This window comes from Mesorhizobium sp. CA14 (assembly GCF_020165195.1).
Taxonomy (GTDB): domain Bacteria; phylum Pseudomonadota; class Alphaproteobacteria; order Rhizobiales; family Rhizobiaceae; genus Mesorhizobium.
Genome location: NZ_JAIUHR010000004.1, coordinates 206241 through 224968, shown reverse-complemented (window position 1 = coordinate 224968; position 18728 = coordinate 206241). Strand labels below are relative to the sequence as shown.

16 protein-coding genes and 1 pseudogene are annotated in these 18728 nt (G+C 62.6%); 7 read left to right on the top strand and 10 right to left on the bottom strand.

From position 1 onward, the window contains the following. Positions 1-81: 81 nt before the first annotated feature. From LB565_RS07420 to LB565_RS07385, 8 genes are all read right to left on the bottom strand, one after another. Complete coding sequence (locus tag LB565_RS07420) at positions 82-1149, bottom strand: BMP family ABC transporter substrate-binding protein (protein ID WP_224582473.1); 1068 nt, start codon at positions 1147-1149, stop codon at positions 82-84. Positions 1150-1200: 51 nt separating this feature from the next. Further along, the gene (locus LB565_RS07415) at positions 1201-2121 is read right to left on the bottom strand and encodes an ABC transporter permease (protein WP_224582472.1); all 921 of its coding nucleotides are present in this window, start codon (positions 2119-2121) and stop codon (positions 1201-1203) included. Next, entirely contained in the window at positions 2121-3248 is a 1128-nt protein-coding gene (locus LB565_RS07410; RefSeq protein ID WP_224582471.1) for an ABC transporter permease, read from the bottom strand. Before LB565_RS07410 ends, LB565_RS07415 begins: the two co-directional genes overlap by 1 nt. Continuing rightward, on the bottom strand, positions 3245-4822 hold the full coding sequence (locus LB565_RS07405) for an ABC transporter ATP-binding protein (RefSeq protein WP_224582470.1): 1578 nt from the start codon (positions 4820-4822) through the stop codon (positions 3245-3247). The genes LB565_RS07410 and LB565_RS07405 overlap by 4 nt, the downstream gene beginning before the upstream one ends. A gap of 294 nt (positions 4823-5116) precedes the next feature. Beyond that, on the bottom strand, positions 5117-6094 hold the full coding sequence (locus LB565_RS07400) for a quinone oxidoreductase family protein (RefSeq protein ID WP_224582469.1): 978 nt from the start codon (positions 6092-6094) through the stop codon (positions 5117-5119). A gap of 136 nt (positions 6095-6230) precedes the next feature. Beyond that, entirely contained in the window at positions 6231-7049 is an 819-nt protein-coding gene (gene pcsA / locus LB565_RS07395) for a phosphatidylcholine synthase (protein ID WP_318012129.1), read from the bottom strand. Continuing rightward, entirely contained in the window at positions 7046-7660 is a 615-nt protein-coding gene (locus tag LB565_RS07390; RefSeq protein ID WP_224582468.1) for a DUF1326 domain-containing protein, read from the bottom strand. The genes pcsA and LB565_RS07390 overlap by 4 nt, the downstream gene beginning before the upstream one ends. A gap of 11 nt (positions 7661-7671) precedes the next feature. Next, positions 7672-8562 (bottom strand): DUF2182 domain-containing protein, encoded by an 891-nt coding sequence (locus tag LB565_RS07385; protein WP_224582467.1) that lies wholly within the window; start codon positions 8560-8562, stop codon positions 7672-7674. A gap of 103 nt (positions 8563-8665) precedes the next feature. On the opposite strand from LB565_RS07385, the gene LB565_RS07380 reads away from it, so the two are divergent. After that, complete coding sequence (locus LB565_RS07380) at positions 8666-9877, top strand: UbiH/UbiF family hydroxylase (RefSeq protein WP_224582466.1); 1212 nt, start codon at positions 8666-8668, stop codon at positions 9875-9877. Here the strand turns inward: LB565_RS07380 and LB565_RS07375 are convergent. Next, positions 9854-10012 (bottom strand): annotated as a pseudogene (locus LB565_RS07375) (AEC family transporter); the annotation flags it as partial. The gene LB565_RS07380 and the pseudogene LB565_RS07375 sit on opposite strands and share 24 nt — an antisense overlap. Before the next feature lie 182 nt (positions 10013-10194). Between LB565_RS07375 and hspQ the strand changes: the two are divergent. Then, positions 10195-10518: a heat shock protein HspQ gene (hspQ, locus tag LB565_RS07370; RefSeq protein ID WP_040983419.1), complete on the top strand. Its 324-nt coding sequence runs from the start codon at positions 10195-10197 to the stop codon at positions 10516-10518. Positions 10519-10615: 97 nt separating this feature from the next. Here the strand turns inward: hspQ and LB565_RS07365 are convergent, their stop codons facing one another. Further along, complete coding sequence (locus tag LB565_RS07365; protein WP_095765425.1) at positions 10616-11236, bottom strand: invasion associated locus B family protein; 621 nt, start codon at positions 11234-11236, stop codon at positions 10616-10618. A gap of 294 nt (positions 11237-11530) precedes the next feature. Between LB565_RS07365 and LB565_RS07360 the strand changes: the two genes are divergently transcribed. From LB565_RS07360 to mgtE, 5 genes are all read left to right on the top strand, one after another. After that, positions 11531-13351 (top strand): extracellular solute-binding protein, encoded by a 1821-nt coding sequence (locus LB565_RS07360; protein ID WP_224582465.1) that lies wholly within the window; start codon positions 11531-11533, stop codon positions 13349-13351. Between the two features lie 98 nt (positions 13352-13449). After that, positions 13450-14133: a DsbA family oxidoreductase gene (locus LB565_RS07355; protein WP_224582464.1), complete on the top strand. Its 684-nt coding sequence runs from the start codon at positions 13450-13452 to the stop codon at positions 14131-14133. Positions 14134-14388: 255 nt separating this feature from the next. Next, entirely contained in the window at positions 14389-14790 is a 402-nt protein-coding gene (locus tag LB565_RS07350; protein WP_263488402.1) for a DUF6252 family protein, read from the top strand. 357 nt (positions 14791-15147) lie between these two features. After that, the gene (locus LB565_RS07345; RefSeq protein WP_224582462.1) at positions 15148-17037 is read left to right on the top strand and encodes an ABC transporter ATP-binding protein/permease; all 1890 of its coding nucleotides are present in this window, start codon (positions 15148-15150) and stop codon (positions 17035-17037) included. Between the two features lie 280 nt (positions 17038-17317). Further along, positions 17318-18682 (top strand): magnesium transporter, encoded by a 1365-nt coding sequence (gene mgtE / locus LB565_RS07340; RefSeq protein ID WP_224582461.1) that lies wholly within the window; start codon positions 17318-17320, stop codon positions 18680-18682. The last annotated feature ends 46 nt before the right edge of the window (positions 18683-18728 follow it).

Sequence of the window (18728 nt, the reverse complement as noted above, 5' to 3'; positions counted from 1 at the left end):
AGCTTGCGCGAAGCTGACATTTCCAATGAAAAAGGGCGCCCCGGGGGCGCCCTTTTCCGTTTCGGTTCCGCGACTTGCCGTTTATTGCGGCAGCTTGTCGTCGATGCCTTTGACGTAGAAATTCATGCCGAGCAGCGTGGCGTCGTCGGCAACCTCGCCGTCCTTCAGCCAGGGCGAGCCGTCCTGCTTGGACACCGGGCCAGTGAAGGGGTTCCAGCCGCCGGCGATCTTCTTCTCGGTCGCCTCGGCCATCGCCTTCACATCGTCAGGCATGTTGGTGTAGGGGGCGAGCTTGACCGCGCCATCCTTAATGCCCAGCCACACATTGTCAGGCTTCCAGGTGCCGTCGAGCGCCGCCTGCACGCGGCTGATATAGTACGGGCCCCATTCGTCGGTCAGCGAGGTCAGCTGCGCGTGCGGCGCGAACTTGATCATGTCGGACGACTGGCCGAAGCCATGCAGCTTGCGCTCCTCGGCGACCTGCAGAGCGGCGGTCGAGTCGGTGTGCTGGACGATGATGTCGGCGCCCTGGTCGAACAGCGCCTTGGCGGCATCGGCTTCCTTGCCCGGGTCGAACCATGAGTTCACCCACACGATCTTGACCTTGAAGTCGGGATTGACCGACTGCGCGCCGAGCATGAAGGAATTGATGCCCATCACCACTTCCGGGATCGGGAAGGAGACGATGTAGCCGGCAAGGCCCTTCTTCGATTCCTTGGCCGCGATCTGGCCGAGCACGTAGCGGCCTTCATAGAAACGGGCGTTGTAGATGCCGAGATTGTCGCCGGTCTTGAAACCGGTGGCATGCTCGAACATCACCTTGGGGAACTTCTTGGCGACCTTCACTTCGGCATCCATGAAGCCGAAGGAGGTGCCGAAGATGATCTTGCAATTCTCGCGCGCCAGGCGCTCGAAAGCGCGGTCGGCGTCCGGGCCTTCCGACACGTTTTCGAGATAGGCGGTCTCGACCTTGTCGCCGAGCGCCTTCTCGACCTCGAGCCGGCCCTGGTCGTGCTGATAGGAGTAGCCGAAGTCGCCGATCGGACCCGTGTAGACCCAGCAGGCCTTCAGCTTGTCGGCGGCCTCGGCGGTTGCCGCCAGCGACAGGGCCGCGGTCGTGGTGATCAACGCAATAAGCAGTTTTTTCATTGTGTTACCTCTCTGAGTTAAGCCTTGGAGCTTCCCGTCTTTTTGTTGTTGTCAACGATCCGGAACAAATGGCTGCCCCAACGAAGCCGGCGTGTTCATCATGGTCAGCCGCTTGTTGCGCGAGATTAGAACGAGAACCACGATGGTTGCCAGATAGGGCAGCGAAGAAAGAAACTGCGAAGGCACCGGAATGCCAAAAGCCTGTGCATGAAGCTGGCCGATCCACACCGCGCCGAAGATATAGGCGCCGGCCAGCACCCGCCACGGGCGCCAGGAAGCGAACACCACCAGCGCCAGCGCGATCCAGCCGCGGCCAGCGCTCATGTTCTCCACCCATTGCGGCGTGTAGACCAGCGACAGGTGGCCGCCGGCAAGGCCGGCGCTGGCGCCGCCGAAGATCACGGCGAGATAGCGGTAGCGGATGACCTTGATGCCGAGCGCGTGCGCCGAGGTATGGCTGTCGCCGATCGAGCGCAGCGTAAGCCCCGTGCGTGTCCTGAACAGGAACCACATCACCGCCGCGGTCAGCGCGATCGAGATGTAGAACACCGGATCCTGGCCGAAGATCAGCTTGCCGACGATCGGGATCGAGCTGATCCCGGGAATGTCGAGGTTGGGCAGCCTGACGCCCGGCTGGCCGACGAAGCTGGTGCCGATCATGCCAGAGAGGCCCAGGCCAAGCAGCGTCAGCGACAGGCCGGTCGCCACCTGGTTGGTCGCGAGCGACAGCGTCATGACGGCGAACAGCAGCGAGAACAGCGCGCCGACGATAATTGCGGCAAGCAGGCCGATCCACGGCGATCCGGTCAGATACCCTGCGCCGAAACCGCCCACGGCGCCCATGATCATCATGCCCTCGACGCCGAGATTGAGCACGCCGGAGCGCTCGACCACCAACTCGCCGATCGCCGCGATCAGAAGCGGCGTCGCCGCGGTCGCGATGGTCAAAAGGATATTGACGGTGATGTCCATCAGCGGGCCTCCCCGAGCTTGGGCGCTGCTTCGAGCGCCGCGCCCTTCGGCTTCGTCAGCGCCATGCCGATCAGGCGGATGCGGTAGTGGATGAGCGTGTCGCAGCCGAGCACGAAGAACAGAAGCATGCCCTGGAAGACCCGCGCCACCTTGTCGGAAATGCCGAGCGCGCTCTGCACCGCCTCGCCGCCGAGATAGGTCAGCGCCAGCACCAGGCCCGCCGCGACGATGCCCAGCGGATTGAGGCGCCCAAGGAAGGCGACGATGATGGCGGTGAAGCCGTAGCCGGGCGAGATCACCGGCTGCAGCTGGCCGATGGCGCCGGACACCTCCGAGATGCCGGCCAGACCGGCCAGCGCCCCGGACAGAAGGAAGGCGAAGAACACCATCTTGTTGAAGCCGAAGCCGGCAAAGCGCCCTGCCCTCGGGCTTGAACCCAGCACGCGGACCTCGAACCCTTTCAGCATGCGGCTCATCATCAGCCAGATCGCTACCGCGGCGACCAGCGCGAAGACGAAACCCCAATTGGCGCGGCCGGCATCGGGCATCAGCTCAGGCAGCACGGCGGAATCGCCGAACTGGATGGTTTGCGGGAAGCCGTGGCCTTGCGGATCGCGCCACGGGCCGCGCACCAGCCAGTCGAGGAAAAGCTGCGCGACATAGACCAGCATCAGGCTGGTGAGGATCTCATTGGTGCTGAAGCGCGTCTTCAAAAGCGCCGGGATCGATGCGTAGAAGGCGCCGCCGACCATGCCCAGCAAAAGCATCAGCGGGATTACCAGCGGGCCTTCGAATTGCGGGAACAACACCGGGATGATCGAGCCGAAGATCGCGCCGAAAATGAACTGGCCTTCGGCGCCGATGTTCCAGATATTGGCCTTGTAGCAGACCGACAGGCCGACCGCGATCAGGATCAGCGGCGCTGCCTTGATCGCCAGCTCATGCAACTGCCAGACCTGGCTGATCGGCTCAACGAAATAGATCTCGAAGGCGTTGAGCGGATTGACGCCGAGCAGCGCAAACATGATGGCGCCGGCAATGATCGTCAGCGCGAAGGCGATGAAGGGCGACAGCATCGAGAACAGCGCCGAGCGCTGCGGGCGTTTGACGAGTTCGATGCGCATCATGCGACCTCCAAGCTGTGTTCGGCATGTCCGGGCTCGGCGCCGCCCATCAACAGGCCGACCTTCTCGAAAGTCGCCTCGGCGATCGGCAGCGGCGTCGACAGTTCTCCGTTGTGCATGACGGCGATGGCGTCCGACAGTTCGAACAATTCGTCAAGGTCCTGGCTGATGACCAGGACAGCGGAGCCGCTCCGGGCGAGCTCGATCAAAGCCTGGCGAATGTGGGCGGCCGCACCAGCGTCCACGCCCCAGGTCGGCTGGTTGACGATCATGACGCTGGGCCTGCGGTCGAGCTCGCGGCCGACAATGAATTTCTGCAAATTGCCGCCCGACAGCGCGGCGGCCTCCGGATCGGGTGCGCTCTTGCGCACATCCATGGCTTTAATGATGCGCTGGGCGGCGCTATAAACCGCGCCGTTCTTGACCGTGCCGCCCGAACCGACGAAAGCCTTGCCGTCGGTGGCGTGACGAGACAGAAGCAGGTTCTCTGAAAGCTTCATGCGCGGCGCCGCGCCATGACCGAGCCGCTCCTCCGGCACGAAGGCGGCTCCCATCAGCCGCCGGCCGGTGATCGACAGGCCGCCGGCATCCTTGCCGCGGATGCGCACGGAACCGGCATCCTGCTGCAGCACTTCGCCGGAGACGGATTCGAAGAACTCGCCCTGGCCGTTGCCGGCGACGCCGGCGATGCCGATCACTTCGCCGGCACGTACGGTGAGGTTGATGTTCTTCAGTGGGATGGCGAAGGGCGTGGCCGGCTTGCGGTTGAGGCCGCGGATTTCAAGCAGCGCCGGCGCCGTTTCGATGCCTTCCGCCGGCGCACGCACCACCGCCTTGACCTCGCTGCCGACCATCATGCGGGCAAGCGATGCGGCTGTCTCCTCACGTGGATTGCAGTGGCCGACGACCTTGCCGTGGCGAAGCACCGTAGCGCGGTCGCAGATGCGTTTGACCTCTTCCAGCCGGTGCGAGATGTAGAGGATCGACTTGCCTTCCGAGCGCAGGCGCTCCAGCGTCTCGAACAGCTTGTCGGCCTCCTGCGGTGTCAGCACCGAGGTCGGCTCGTCGAGAATGATGAGCTGCGGCGTCTGCAGCAGGCAGCGGATGATCTCGATGCGCTGGCGTTCGCCGACGGAGAGATCTCCGACCAGCGAGTCCGGATCGAGCGGCAGTCCATAGCTGAAGGACAGCGCCCTCGCCTTCGCCGCAATGGTGCTGATCGGCGAACCGTCATTGAGCGAAAGCGCGATATTCTCGGCCGCCGTCAGCGCCTCGAAGAGCGAGAAATGCTGGAACACCATGCCGATGCCGAGCTTCTTGGCCACGCCCGGGCTGGTGATCTTGACCAGCTTGCCGTCCCAGAAGATCTCGCCCGAGTTCGGCTCGAGCGATCCGAACAGCATTTTGACCAGCGTCGACTTGCCAGCGCCGTTCTCGCCGAGCAGCGCGTGGATCTCGCCCTTTGCGATGTTGAGATCGACGTGATCGCACGCCGTCAGCGTGCCAAAAACCTTGGTAAGGCCACGAACTTCGAGCAGGTTCGCCCTGTCATGATTTGCACTCACAGTGCCTCCCATCCAGTTTCCCGGATATGTTCTGTGTTCCCGCGATCATGGTATGCGCGGCCGGCTCCCATCGGAAAGCAGCACCCAACTTGAAAGAGCTTCAAGAATTTCAGCGGAAACTCAAGGGCTAAGATAGATCTCTTGAGAACAACGGCAAATCCGCATCGTTTTTCAGGCAAGCCGTGCCTTCGGGCACGGCAAGCCGCCGAAAAACAAGGCAGCCGGATAGAGCAAGGTGCCGAAGGGCGTAAAGCGGTTTTCCGTCCGGAATTGCGATAGAGCGGTACTTCGCTTCCGCGAAGCTCTCTAAGGAATGAGGATAGTCGTGCCCGTGGTCTTGCGCGCTTCGAGATCAGCTTGCGCCTTTGCGGCGTCCTTCAGCGCATAGCGCTGGTTGATCTTGATCTCGACGGCGCCGCTCCTGACCACGTCGAAAAGTGCTTCGGCCGACTTCACCAGATCCTCGCGCCTGGCATTGTAGACGAAGAGCGTCGGCCGGGTCGCGTAGAGCGAGCCCTTCTGCGCCAGCAGCGACATCGAGAAAGGCGGGATCGGCCCGGACGACTGGCCGAAGCTGACGAACATGCCAAGCGGCCGCAGGCAATCGAGCGATGCCGGAAAAGTGTCGGCGCCGACGGAATCGTAGACGACGTCGCATTTCTTCCCGCCGGTAAGCGCCGCGACGCCGGCGACGAAATCCTGCTCCTTGTAGTTGATGACATGATCGAAGCCATGCGCCCGGGCGAGCTCGATCTTGTCGGCGGAGCTCGCGGTGCCGATCACGGTTGCGCCAAGATGCTTTGCCCATTGGCCGAGGATCAGCCCGACGCCGCCGGCGGCTGCGTGGTAGAGGATCGTGTCGCCGGCCTTCACCGGGAAGGTCCGGCGCAACAAGTATTCGGCCGTCATGCCCTTCAGCATCATCGCCGCCGCCTGCTCATCGCTGATGCCGTCCGGCACTTTGACCACGCGGTCTGCGGCGATCACCCGTTGCTCAGCGTAGGCCCCGACATTGACGGCATAGGCGATGCGGTCGCCTGGCTTCAGCCAATCAACACCGGCGCCGAGCGCCAGCACGACGCCTGCCGCTTCGCCGCCCGGGATCAGCGGAAAACCGCCGAGCGGCGGGTAAAGTCCGGAGCGATAATAGACATCGATGAAGTTGAGGCCGATCGCCGTGTGCCGGATCAGGATCTGGCCTTCTCCCGGCTGGCCGGGATCGGCATTTTCATAAGCCAGGACTTCGGGGCCGCCATTGGCGTGGATGCGGATTGCCTTGGACATCGCTCAACTCTCTGAAGGCTACGTGCACGATCTGGAAACATGATTCCGAAAGGGAGAACCGATTTTCGGAAAATCATGCGCCGATAGACGGCTAGGGCCAGGATGACCATTCAGCCAAAAATATCCTGATCCAGGATCAGGGCTTCTTGGCGCCCAGATTGGGAAACATCTGCATGACGCCCCCGATGCAGGCGAGATAGAGGCCGGTGATTGTGATGCCGATCTTGGTGAAATCGCTGACCTGTTCCCCCAGTACGCCGATCTTGTCATAGAAGGCGGCGAGTGCCGCCTGGGCCAGCGCCAGCGCGCCGAAGGCGCACCACAAAAGCGTCATGCCGAGATTGACCGGCCTCAGCCGCACGACACGCACCGGATGGATGAAATTGATCGGCACGAAGGTCAAAATGCCCGCAACCACCACAACAGCGAAAGATACCCATTGCCCTGGTTCGATGACGAAGAGCGTGAACACCACCATGTTCCAGACAACCGGGAACCCCTTGAAGAAGTTCTCCTTCGTCTTCATGCCGGTGTCGGCATAGTAGATCGCGCTGGAGACGACGATGATGGCCGCCGACAGGAAGGATAGATTCTCGCCCATGAAGCCGCGCTGATAGAGCGCGAAAGCCGGAATGAGCACGTAAGTGACATAGTCGATGATGTTGTCGAGGAGTTCGCCCGACCATGTCGGCAGGATTTCCTTGACCTCGAGCTTCCTGGCGATCGGGCCGTCGATACCGTCGACGAACAGCGCCAGCCCCAGCCACCAGAACATCGCCGTCCAGCGTTGCTCGCTTGCCGCCACCAACGACAGGAAGGCAAGGAACGACCCCGACGCGGTGAGCAGATGCACGGAGAACGCTCGCGCCTGCGGCCACGTCACCTTCTTCTTCGGCAACGGGATCCGTTGCGCGATCTTCTTGGCTGCCTTGCCGGCCCTTGTGTTCTTGCTCACGGTCCCCGCCAGTCCAGCTTGCAGATTTCGGCCGAGCGGCCGGCGAAATTCCAGTTGCGGCCGAAGGCGCGCATCTTGCTCTTGTCGGACTTTGCCACGATGATCTCCGGCGCGATCCAATATTCGGAATTGGTAATCACCGTATCCTTCTCACGGTCCTTGCCGGGAATGGGCGTCACCGCGCCGTCGACAATCTTGGGAATCTGGAAGACGCGTGTCCTGTCGCGGGTCTCGTAGGTAATCGGCACCTGCTCGACGCCGAGGAATTTCCCGACGAGGATCGACAGCAGCGAGGTGGTGCCGCCGGCCTTGCCGGTGAAGATCTTGGTCAGCGCCTTCACCGCATAGATCGAGGCGCGCTTGTCGATGAACAGGCCGGCCGTCCAGTTGCCGCGGCTCATATAGCCGGGAATTTCCATGATCAGGCCGAGATTGAGGCCGGAAAGCTCGACCTCGCCGAAATGGCCCGCATCGATGCGGAAGCCTGCCCAGGTCTGGCAGTAGCCCTCGGTCGGCGGATGGCTGCCGAGCGACAGCACGCAGGGACAAAAAACCGTGCAATTGCAGGAGAGTACCAGCTCCCCTTTCATTGCCCAGCTTTGGTCGGTCATCGAATTCTCCCTCACGCCGAAACTAATAGCAGGGCAGCCGCCCACACAAGCAGTATCGCACCGGCAACCCGGCTGACCACCCTGCCGGCGGTCTGTTTCTCGGTCAGGGTGAACAGGCCGATCAGCGCCATCCAGAAGACGTTCATCGCCCCGACGGCGAACATCACCAGCATGAGCGCCCAGCAGCAGCCGAGGCACCAGACACCCTGTTCCAGGCCGAGCCGGAAGATGTGGCCCGGTTTCGCGCTCCAGTTGGCGAACAGGATCGAGAACGGGTTGCGGCATTTTTCCAGGCATGCCTGTTTCAGGCCACTGAATTGATAGAGGCCGGCGACAAGCAGCGCGGCGGCGCCGGCGAGGCCGACGGCAGGATCGAGCATCCGGCCGGAACCGGCAAAGGCGTAGGCCGCGAGCGTCAACGTGGTGAAGCCGACGGATGCGGCAAACCATGTTGCAAGGTATCCGGCGACAAGCACCAGCGGATGAACGACGGGCTCGCCCTTGATCCTCGCGGTATCGGCGATTTCGCAATAGATGCGGACCAGCGGCGCCGCCGAAGGCAGCATCGTCGCCACGGCCATCAGGAACCACATCAGCACAAGCGCCGATGCTTGCAGGCCGGTCGGGCCGGCAAGCGGCGCCGGCACGAGGCAAAGAGCGAAGAACCGGTCGAGAAAATCCGGCAACGGCAGGCTCGGCAGATTTTTCAGCAGCATGTCGCCTGGCGCGCCGGCGGGGCGGCTTTCGGCACCGCGGATCGCCATTGCGCCGAGAAGGAACCACGCAAAGGCTATGCCGATGCCGATGGTGAGCATGACAGCGAGGCGCGGGCTGCGCGCCACGCCCGCCGTCGCGCGGCCGGCGCGGTCGAGATGGCTGAAATCATGCTGTTCGCCGCTCATTGCAATCGAATGGGCTGAATCGCCGCGTTGATCAAGCCGGCCGATCTGACCTATATCCCGATAAAGGCCCGACGGGGTCGCCTCGCATTGTGGAAGCCTTGGCGTGGAGCACAACGACAAAGCCCGCATCCTGGTTGCCGGCAGCGGTCCTGCCGGCCTGATCGCGGCGCTCGGCTTTGCCGAGGCCGGTTTCGGCGTGACGCTGGTCGGCCCTGAGGTCAACACCGCCGACGGCCGCACCACGGCCCTCATGAATCCGGCGCTGAAGGTCCTCGACCGGCTGGGTGTCCTTGCCGAACTGAGGACGCAGGCCGCGCCGCTCAAGGCGATGCGCATCGTCGACGCCACAAGGCGGCTGATCCGAAGCCCAACCGTCACCTTTCGCGCCAGCGAGATCGGCGAGGAACAGTTCGGGCTCAATTTGCCGAACAAGGCTCTCATCCCCATCCTCGCCAGGGCCGTTTCAGCTCATGGTCGCATTCATTGGCTGAAATCCACCGTCGAGTCCTGGAATCTTGACGCCGACCGGGCCCATGCAAGGCTGGCCGACGGCAGCGAAGTCTCGGCATCGCTGGCGGTCGCCGCCGACGGGCGCCTGTCTCCGGCGCGGGAAGCCGCCGGCATTCGCGCCTCCGCGCGGCCCTATCCGCAGTCGGCACTCGTCCTCAATTTCGGCCACCGCAGCGAGCATGGCTTCGTCTCGACCGAATTCCACACCGAAACGGGGCCGTTTACGCAAGTGCCGCTGCCCGGCAGGCGCTCCAGCCTTGTCTGGGTGGTGAAGCCGGAGACGGCGCAGGAGCTTGCGGCGCTCGACGATGCAGCCCTGTCGGGCCGCGTCGAGGAACAGATGCAGTCGATGCTTGGCCGCGTCTCAGTCGAGCCGGGCCGCCAGGTCTATCCCTTGTCGGCGGCCTCGCCCGGCCGTTTCGCGCAAAACCGCGTGGCGCTGGTCGGCGAAGCGGCGCATGTGTTTCCGCCGATCGGCGCCCAAGGCCTCAACCTCGGCATCAGGGATATCGAAGATCTGATTGGAATCGCGAGTGAAAACAGCGGTGATCCCGGATCGCGCCGGACCCTCGCCGCCTATGACACAAGGCGCCGGCCCGACATATGGGCGCGCAGCGGCGCGGTGAACCTGCTCAACATGTCGCTCTTGTCCGATATGCTGCCGGCGCAGCTGGCGCGTAGCGCCGGCCTCAATGCGCTGGGCAGCTTCGCGCCGCTGCGTGCCTTCTTCATGCGCGAGGGGCTGCGGCCCGGCAGCGGTTTTCGCGCGATTGCCGGCGGCCTAAGGAAAGAGGTTGGCCGTTAGGATTCCGTGCCGGATCGCATAAAGCAGCGCGGTCACCGTCACCACCGAAAAGCGTGTCGTGATCAGCACGCTGGCCGAGGCCCGCTGCACCCACACGCCGTACTGCTGCGCGATCACGAAGACATTGATCGCCGTCGCTGCCTCGTTGCTTCGTCCGAGGTCGAGGACTTGGCTATTGAATTGCGGCAGCGCCTGCGCCAAATAGGCCCAAGCCGAAAGTCGGGGTCGATTTTTGGCTGCGTGACGTGTAAATTCAAGGTCTTAGGCGCCTTGTGCGCAGCCTCGAAAGGCGCCTCGGAACCTAAGTGGTGAACGTGATGAAGACGGCCAAATTCTCGATCGGGCAAGTGGTTCGCCACAGGCTGTTTCCGTTCCGCGGCGTGATCTTCGACGTCGACCCCGAATTCGCCAACACCGAGGAATGGTACGAAGCCATTCCGGCCGACGTGCGCCCGCGCAAGGACCAGCCTTTCTACCATCTTCTGGCGGAGAATTCGGAGACCGAATACATCGCCTACGTGTCCGAGCAGAACCTGCTCGAGGACCGGTCGGGCGAGCCGGTGCGGCATCCGCAGATCGGCGAGATGTTCGACAAGCTGCCGGATGGCCGCTACGAGCCGAAGCGCCAGTCGAAGCACTGAAGCGCGAAAGCACATCGCCCAAGGAGTTTAGCGCGTCGACAACAAAAAAGCGGAGCATTTGCCCCGCTTTTTTGTTCCGAGAAACGCGCTTGCGCGATCAGTTCGCGGTCTTGGCCTTGTCCTGCTCGTCCTTGAGCTTTTTGGCGAAGTCCTGGTTGTTCTTGGCGACGAAGTCCTGCAGCTTCTTCTGCCGGTCCTCGATGTCCGACTGCTGCAGCGGCGGGCCGTCATAGGCGCCGCTGAAGCCGGTGAGCGCGATCTTGATCGGGTTCGGCTGGTTCTGAAAGTTGATCGAGGTGAGCGTGATGCCCTGCCCCTTCTTGAAGGAGGCGACGAGCTGGTCGCTCAGCGGCACTTCCGCCACGCAACGATCCGGGAAGCAGATCACATAATCGAGCTTCTGCGCCTTGCCGGCATCGATCTGCAGCGCAATGCCCGGAGGAACGAGGCGGCCGGTCGGGACCGTGACCTGGAAGACCTTGCGGTTCACCTTGCCCTTGAGCTCGATCAGGCTGACGCCGGTGACGAGCTGGCCATTGCCGGCGGTGACGATGTTCTGCACATTGCAGATGTCGACGTCTTCCTGCTTGGTGCAGGCCTTGAACCAGCCCTGCGGGATCTGCGGCTGCTGTTGGGCCGAGGCGGTGAAAAGCCCGGCGCCCAGAACGCCGACCACGCCTGCGGCCAGCACCGAAAGGCGGTACGCGTTGATCGTCATATGGTGCACTTTCCTCTCAAATGATCCCGGGAACCGGCTTCTTCGTGCCGTGTGGTCCAGCTACCTGTTGCCCAAATGAGGCAACAGGATGACTTCGGAGCGCGTGTTACACTGCCAGCGGCGTCGAATCCAGCCCGGTTTCCGCGATTTCTTTGCGGTTTAGTGTCAGTGGGAAGAGTGCGGTCGGCGATGGAGCGGCTGAACCCGATTACCATTGGCGCGCCGATTCAATCGGATGGCGAAATGCTCTACGGTGCATGGCGAATCACAAAGCCGCCCGGCAAGGAGACGGTCATGGACCGCGTTCTCGTTCGGCTGATCGCCGCGACGTCGTTTCTGGCCCTTTCGCTCCTTCCGGCACAGTCGGAGCCGAAGCACGGCATCGCCATGCAGGGCGAGCCGGCGCTGCCGCCCAATTACCAGCATTTCGACTACGTCAATCCGGACGCGCCGAAAGGCGGAAGCGTCACCTATTGCGTCGTCGGCTCCTTCGACAACCTTAACCCCTTCATCCTGAAAAGCCTGCGCACCACCGCGCGCGGCATGATCGATACGGTTTACGGCAATCTCGTCTTCGAGCCACTGATGCAGCGCAACTATGACGAGCCCTTCAGCCTCTACGGACTGCTTGCCGACAGCGCCGACATGGATCCGGATCGCAAGAGCATCGAGTTTCATCTGAACCCCAACGCAAAATGGTCGGACGGCCAGCCGGTGACGCCGGAGGACGTGCTGTTCACCTATGACGTCTTCGCCGAGAAGGGCCGCCCGCCCTACAGCGATCGCATGAGCATGATCGCCAAGCTGGAGAAGACCGGCGAGCACAGCGTGAAGTTCACCTTCAATGACAAGGCCAACCGCGAATTCCCGCTGATCGTCGCGCTGACGCCGATCGTTCCGAAGCACGCCTTCGACAAGAACACTTTCGACAAGACCACGCTGAAGCCGCTGATCGGCAGCGGCCCCTACACCGTGGACAAGGTGCTGCCGGGACAGCGTATCGTCTTCAAGCGGAATCCGGATTACTGGGGCAAGGACCTCCCGTCCAAGCGCGGCTTCGACAATTTCGACCAGGTCACCATCGAGTATTTTCTCAACGCCAACGCCAAGACGGAAGCGTTCAAGAAAGGCATCTGCGCCCTCGACGACGAGACTGATCCGGTCAAGCGCGAGCGCGACATCGATATTCCGGCCTTCCGAAGGGGCGATGTGAAGGAAGAATATTTCAATACCGGTATTCCCCCTGTGGTGACCGGCTTCCTGTTCAACACCCGGTTGCCCAAATTCGCTGATCCCGTGGTCCGCCGCGCGCTCGGCATGCTCTATGACTTCGAATGGACGAACAAGAACCTGTTCGGCGGCAAGTTCAACCGCACCGTGAGCTATTGGCAGAATTCCGAATTGTCCGCGCTCGGCCACCCAGCCGACGATCGTGAAAAGACGCTGCTTGCGCCCTATCCTGGCCGCGTGCCGCCCGATGTGATGGACGGCACCTGGCGCCCACCCGTGACCGATGGTTCGGGCCAGGATCGCAAGGTGCTCAAGGCCGCCTTCGAATTGCTGAGGAGCGCGGGCTTCCACGTGCAGGACGGCAAGATGCTCGACCCGCAGGGAAACCCTTTCGGCTTCGAGATCCTGACCTCCTCGCAGGATGAAGAGCGGCTGGCGGCCATCTACCAGCGCACGCTGGAAAAGATCGGCATCGAGGTCCGCATCCGTACGCTCGACGGCGACCAGATCCAGTCGCGCAAGCAGCGTTTCGACTTCGAGGTTCTGATCGGGACAAGCGGCTTCAGCAATTCACTGTCGCCGGGCAGCGAGCAGGTCGGCCGCTGGGGGTCGGTCGCGGCGAAAACGGAAGGATCGTTCAATCTCGCCGGCGTCGCCGATCCTGCCATCGACGCCGCGATAGACGCCATGCTGAACGCCCGCACCAAGGAGGACTATGTCGCGGCGGTGCGTGTCCTCGACCGGCTGCTGATTTCAGGCAACTACATGGTGCCGATGCAATACAACACGCAGCAATGGCTCGCCTATTGGAGTTATCTGGAACATCCGCAAAAGACCCCCATATTCGGCTATCAGTTGCCGACCTGGTGGCGAAAGCCCAACTGACGCCCGAGCATGATGCCGAAAAGTGTGAAGCGGTTTTCGGACGACATCATGCTCTACGATAGAGACCCAACCCAATCGGGACCGAACAGGAGACGAGCATGAGCGCCGAGAACTCGATCACCGTCGACGTGGTGTCCGATGTCGTCTGTCCCTGGTGCTTCATCGGCCAGAAGCGTTTGGATAAGGCCATTGCTGCTGCAAGCGGCATCGACGTGCAGGTCCGCTGGCGGCCATTCCAGCTCGATCCGACCATTCCGCAGACAGGCATGGACCGCCGCCAATACATGCTTGGCAAGTTCGGCAGCGAGGAACGCATCCAGCAGATCCACGCGCGCATCGAGCCGCTCGGCGAAGCCGAGGGCATCCATTTTGCATTTGGCGCCATCAAGGTCGCCGCCAACACTCTGGACGCTCATCGCGTCATCCGCTGGGCGGGCGCTGCCGGCGAGGACGTGCAGAACCGGCTGGTGCGCCGCCTCTTCCAGCTGAATTTCGAGGAAGGCGCCAATATCGGCGACCATGCCGTGCTGGTGACGGCCGCCAGCGAGGCAGGCATGGATGCGTCCGTGGTCGAGACGCTGCTGCCGACCGATGCCGACGTCGAGGCCGTCCGCAACGAGATCGCCACCGCCTCGCGCATGGGCATCACCGGCGTGCCCTGCTTCCTGCTCGAAGGCAAATACGCGGTGATGGGCGCGCAGGATGCCGACACGCTTGCCGACGCGATCCGCCAGGTGGCCCAGGCCAAGGCGCGCGGCGAATTGGAAACCGCCGCAGGCTGAGCGTTCCTTCTACGCAATTCCCGACGGAAAGCCGTCGCGCACTTTTCCTGGATTGCTCCTACCTGACAGTCGGCTCGCCAAAACACGATCTGGTGAATCGCCCTGGAGACGGCGCTGAGCTAAAACCCGGAAGAGTTTAGCTGATTTGAGGGGCACCGAATGGCGGTCAGGCGTCGCGCATTACTGCTGTTGTGCTTGCCTTTCGCTCTCGGGCTCCCGCTGACATTGCAGCGCGTGTCCGCGGAGGAAGCCGTCATGTCGGCGACTTTTGAAGGCAAACCCTGGACAGCGTCTTTCACCATGGCCCAGACGATGCAGATGGGCGGCAAGCCGGTGCTGAACTTGTCGGGAGCCGAGCAGGGCTCGCCGACCAGGACCTTCAATTCGATGCTGGTGCTCAAGGATCCGAACGACCTTGCCGGCAGCTATAAGCTCAAGACCGGGTCAGCCGCGAACAGCGCTAATTTCAATATGCTTGATTCCGGCGCCATGGTCGGCCTTGTCCGTTTTGCCAGCGGCGAGATCGTCATCGACAAATACGACGCAGCCGCAAGGACCATTTCCGGTCATTTCAGTGCCTCGGGAAAAGACGAATCGGGCAAGCCTGAAGGGCTCACGGACGGCAAATTTTCGGGCATTCCGGTCACCGCGCAGTAGCCATTTCGGCTGAACGGCGCCTCTTTTTCGTTCACAAACCCGTGTTTTTTGCTTCCCCTAGGGAAGCTTTTCGCCGGCTGACTCAATTGCCCTTAACGCCCTGGAATAAAAGCCAAAATCAGCTCGATGAAGGGTCTTCCGGCACCGGCCTCCTGTTGCCCCCGCGCCACGGGGGGTAACCTTGTTCACATTCTCCGCCAGAAAATTAATGGAAAATGATCAATTGGTGTTACCCTGTGTAACAAAACTAAGAAAGGTTTGGGCGGGATCGTGATTCGGGTCGGTAGACCGCGACGTACAATACCGGAGCCAATATCCAGCGAGGCAAAGACCTCGTCTCTGACGCCGGTATCGTCGATGCGTACATTCTGGGGGCTGATGCGAGCCTACTGGTTTTCCGACCGGTGGAAGGAAGCCTGGACCCTCACCATCGTCATCGCACTGCTGACGGCGCTGTCCAGCAAGGCTGGCGTCTGGTTTGCCGTGGCGCTGGGCGAGTTGGGCAATTCGATCGCCTTCCTGCACGACGCCGCCAACACTCACCCCTTGCAAACCATTCTGGCCAATGCCGGCATATTGGTGCTGCTGGTGCTGCTGAAGGATGCCGGCCTTACCGGCGTGCGCAATCTCGTTTCGACGACTTTGCACCGCAAATGGCGGGGCTGGCTGAACAACCAATTCAACCAGGCCCTGCTCGACGGCAACCATACCCATTTCCATGCGCAGCACGGCTCGGCGGCGGGCGGCATCGTCGCTCCGGACAATATCGATCAGCGCATCCAGGAATCGATCAAGGACATGACCGGCGGCGCTATCGGGCTTGCCATGGGCGTCTTGGGTGTGGCGACTTCGCTTTATTTCATCGGCGAAAACCTGATTGGATCCTCGGTCGAGGTCAAAGGCCTGGAATTCCTGGGCAGCTACGGCACAGCGGTGCTGGCTTTCCTTGCCGTCGCCACCTACGTGCCGCTGAACACCTGGATCGCCATCAAGCTCGGGCGATTGCTCGAGCGGCTCAACGTGCGCATGCAGCAGGCCGAGGGCAGCTACCGCAGCGAGCTGACGACATTCCTGCGCCGCAGCTTCCACGTCGCCGCCTCGCATGGCGAGGGCGTGCAGAAATCGATGCATGACAGGCTTTATGTCGATATCGACAAGACGTGGGGGCGGCTCAATATCGTCAACACGAGCTACACGTCATTCGAGCTGATCTACAATTTTGTCGGCGCCCGTATCGTTGCCTACGCCCCGGGCCTCGTGTCGTTCATCCACAACCGTCTCGACTACAAGGGTTACATCACCGGCTCCGAAATGGTCGCCCAGTTGATCAGCCAGTGCTCGTGGTTCATCCATGTGATGCCGGCGATTGCGACGCTCAGGGCCAACAGCCAGCGCGTGACCGAACTCGCCGACGCCATCGAAAACGTCCAGCATCCGCGCGAATTCTATCAGCAGACCGGCCGCTCCGATTTCAGCTACGCCAGCCAGAATCCGGTGTTCGGCCTGACCATCCAGAAGCTCGAACTGGCGCATCAGGGCGAGGATGCGACGCCCTTCCTCAGTGCCGCCAATCTGCGCTTCCGCCGCGGCGAGTGGACCTTCCTCAAAGGCGAGTCCGGCTGCGGCAAGACTTCGCTGATCAAGGCGATCAACGGCCTGTGGCCCTACGGCCGCGGCACCATCGTCTTTCCCGAGGGCGTGACGAGCTTCTACGCCGCGCAGGAAGTGAAGCTGCAGCAGGTCTCGCTGAAGCAGCTCGTCTGCCTGCCGGGTTCAGAGGGCGATCATAGCGACACGCAGGTTGCGGCCGCCCTGCACAAGGCCGGTCTCGGCGACTTCATCGGGCACCTGGCCGACGAAAGCCGCGAGGGCAAGATCTGGGACCAGGTGCTTTCGGGCGGCCAGAAGCAGAAGCTGGTGGTCGCGCGCATCATCCTGCAGCAGCCGGGACTTCTCTTCCTCGACGAAGCGACCGGTGCGCTCGACCCCGAAGGCAAGATCGCCTTCCATCAGGCGATCAAGGACAATTGCCCGAACGTCACCGTCATTAGCGTCATGCACGAGGCGGTGGCGCCGCGCTCGCTCTCCGGCGAGGAGTTCTACCATAGCGTGGTTTCGATCGCCGACGGCGTGGCCACCAAGAAGCCGCTTGCGCCCAGCCTGCCGCGCGAGCTCACCACCATTCTCACCCAGCCCCGGCCGGTCGAGGACAAGTGGCTGCGCTTCCGCCGGCTGAAGCAGAAATAGCAGTTATACCAAGCCTTTGACCGGCGACCGTGACCCGGCTTGGGCTGTCTTCAATCACAGTCTCGCGATCCGGCCTGCCCGCATTCATTTTCAGCGCCCTTCGCGATTGACTCGGCAAAAACCGCTTCTATGTTGCGCCCGCTCGCCAAATTCAAACTCGAACCCCGCGAGCAGAAAGGTCAACCCGCCATGCCTGGCGACAGTCACAGTCGAACGCAACCGCCGTCCGCCCTGACGTGACCTGACGGCTCACGTCCTGCCGGACGGCATGGAGTGAGCCATGAATGAATTCGCACCTGTATTGGACGACGAAGCCGTCGCCGTAGCCCGTGTTCTTGCCAACGATCACGTCGCCGACGTCGTCGAAGCCCTCAACCACGAGCCCCGCGAGACAGCCATCGAGCTTCTCTGCGCCGTGCCGTTCGAGCGGCTGGTCGAGATTTTCGACCAGCCCGAGCTCGAGGCAGCACCCGAGCTTGCCGAGGCCCTGCCACGCCCGAAGGCGAGCAAGCTCCTGACCGCCATGTCGGTCGACCGCGCCGCCGACATCCTGCGCGAGCTGGACGAACCGGCCCGCTCGGAGCTGCTCGGCGCCTTGGCCCCGCCGCTGCGGGCGACGCTGCTGTCCATCCTGGGATACCCGGAAGGCAGCGCCGCCTCGATCATGACGACGGAATTCGTCAGCGTGCCTTCGGACTGGACTGTCGGCCGCACGCTCGACTACATCCGCAAGGTCGAGCGCACGCGCGAAACCATCTACGCCATCTACATCGTGGATCCGGACACGCAGCTCCTGCTGCGTTCGACCGGATTGCGCCGGCTGATCACCGGCAACTCCGAGGATTCGATCCTGTCGGTGGCACCCGACCGCATGCCGGTGACGGTGACCCCGCTCACCGATCGCGAGAACCTGGCGCAGACCATCTCCAAATACGACCTGCTGGCCTTGCCTGTCGTCGACCACGGCAGGATCCTCGGCATCGTCACCGTCGACGACATCATCGACGCGATGATCGAGGAGACGACCGAGGACGTGCATCGTTTCGGCGGCATGGAGGCGCTGGACGAGCCCTACATGAAGATGGGTTTCCTCGCCATGATCCAGAAGCGCGCCGGCTGGCTCTGCGCGCTGTTCCTTAGCGAGATGCTGACGGCCAACGCCATGCAGAGCTACGAGGGTGAGCTGGAGAAGGCGATCGTGCTGACGCTGTTCATCCCGCTGATCATGAGCTCCGGCGGCAATTCCGGCTCGCAGGCGACGTCGCTCGTCATCCGCGCGCTGGCGCTGCGCGAGATCGGGCTGCGCGACTGGTGGCGCGTGGCGCTGCGCGAGTTGCCGACCGGGGTGGTGCTCGGCTCGATCCTCGGCATCGTCGGCATCTGCCGCATCGCGCTCTGGCAACATTTCGGCCTCTACGACTACGGTCCGCACTGGATGCTAATTGCGGCGACGGTGGGCGCCGCGCTGGTCGGCATCGTCACCTTCGGCTCGCTGTCTGGATCGATGTTGCCCTTCGCGCTGAAGCGCATCGGCTTCGACCCGGCAAGCGCCTCGGCGCCGTTCGTCGCCACGCTGGTCGATGTCACCGGGTTGGTGATCTACTTCTCGGTGGCGCTGGTGATCCTGCGCGGCACATTGTTGTAGAAGCGCTACATAACCCGTTGCCGGCCATGCCGGCGGCGGGTTGTCT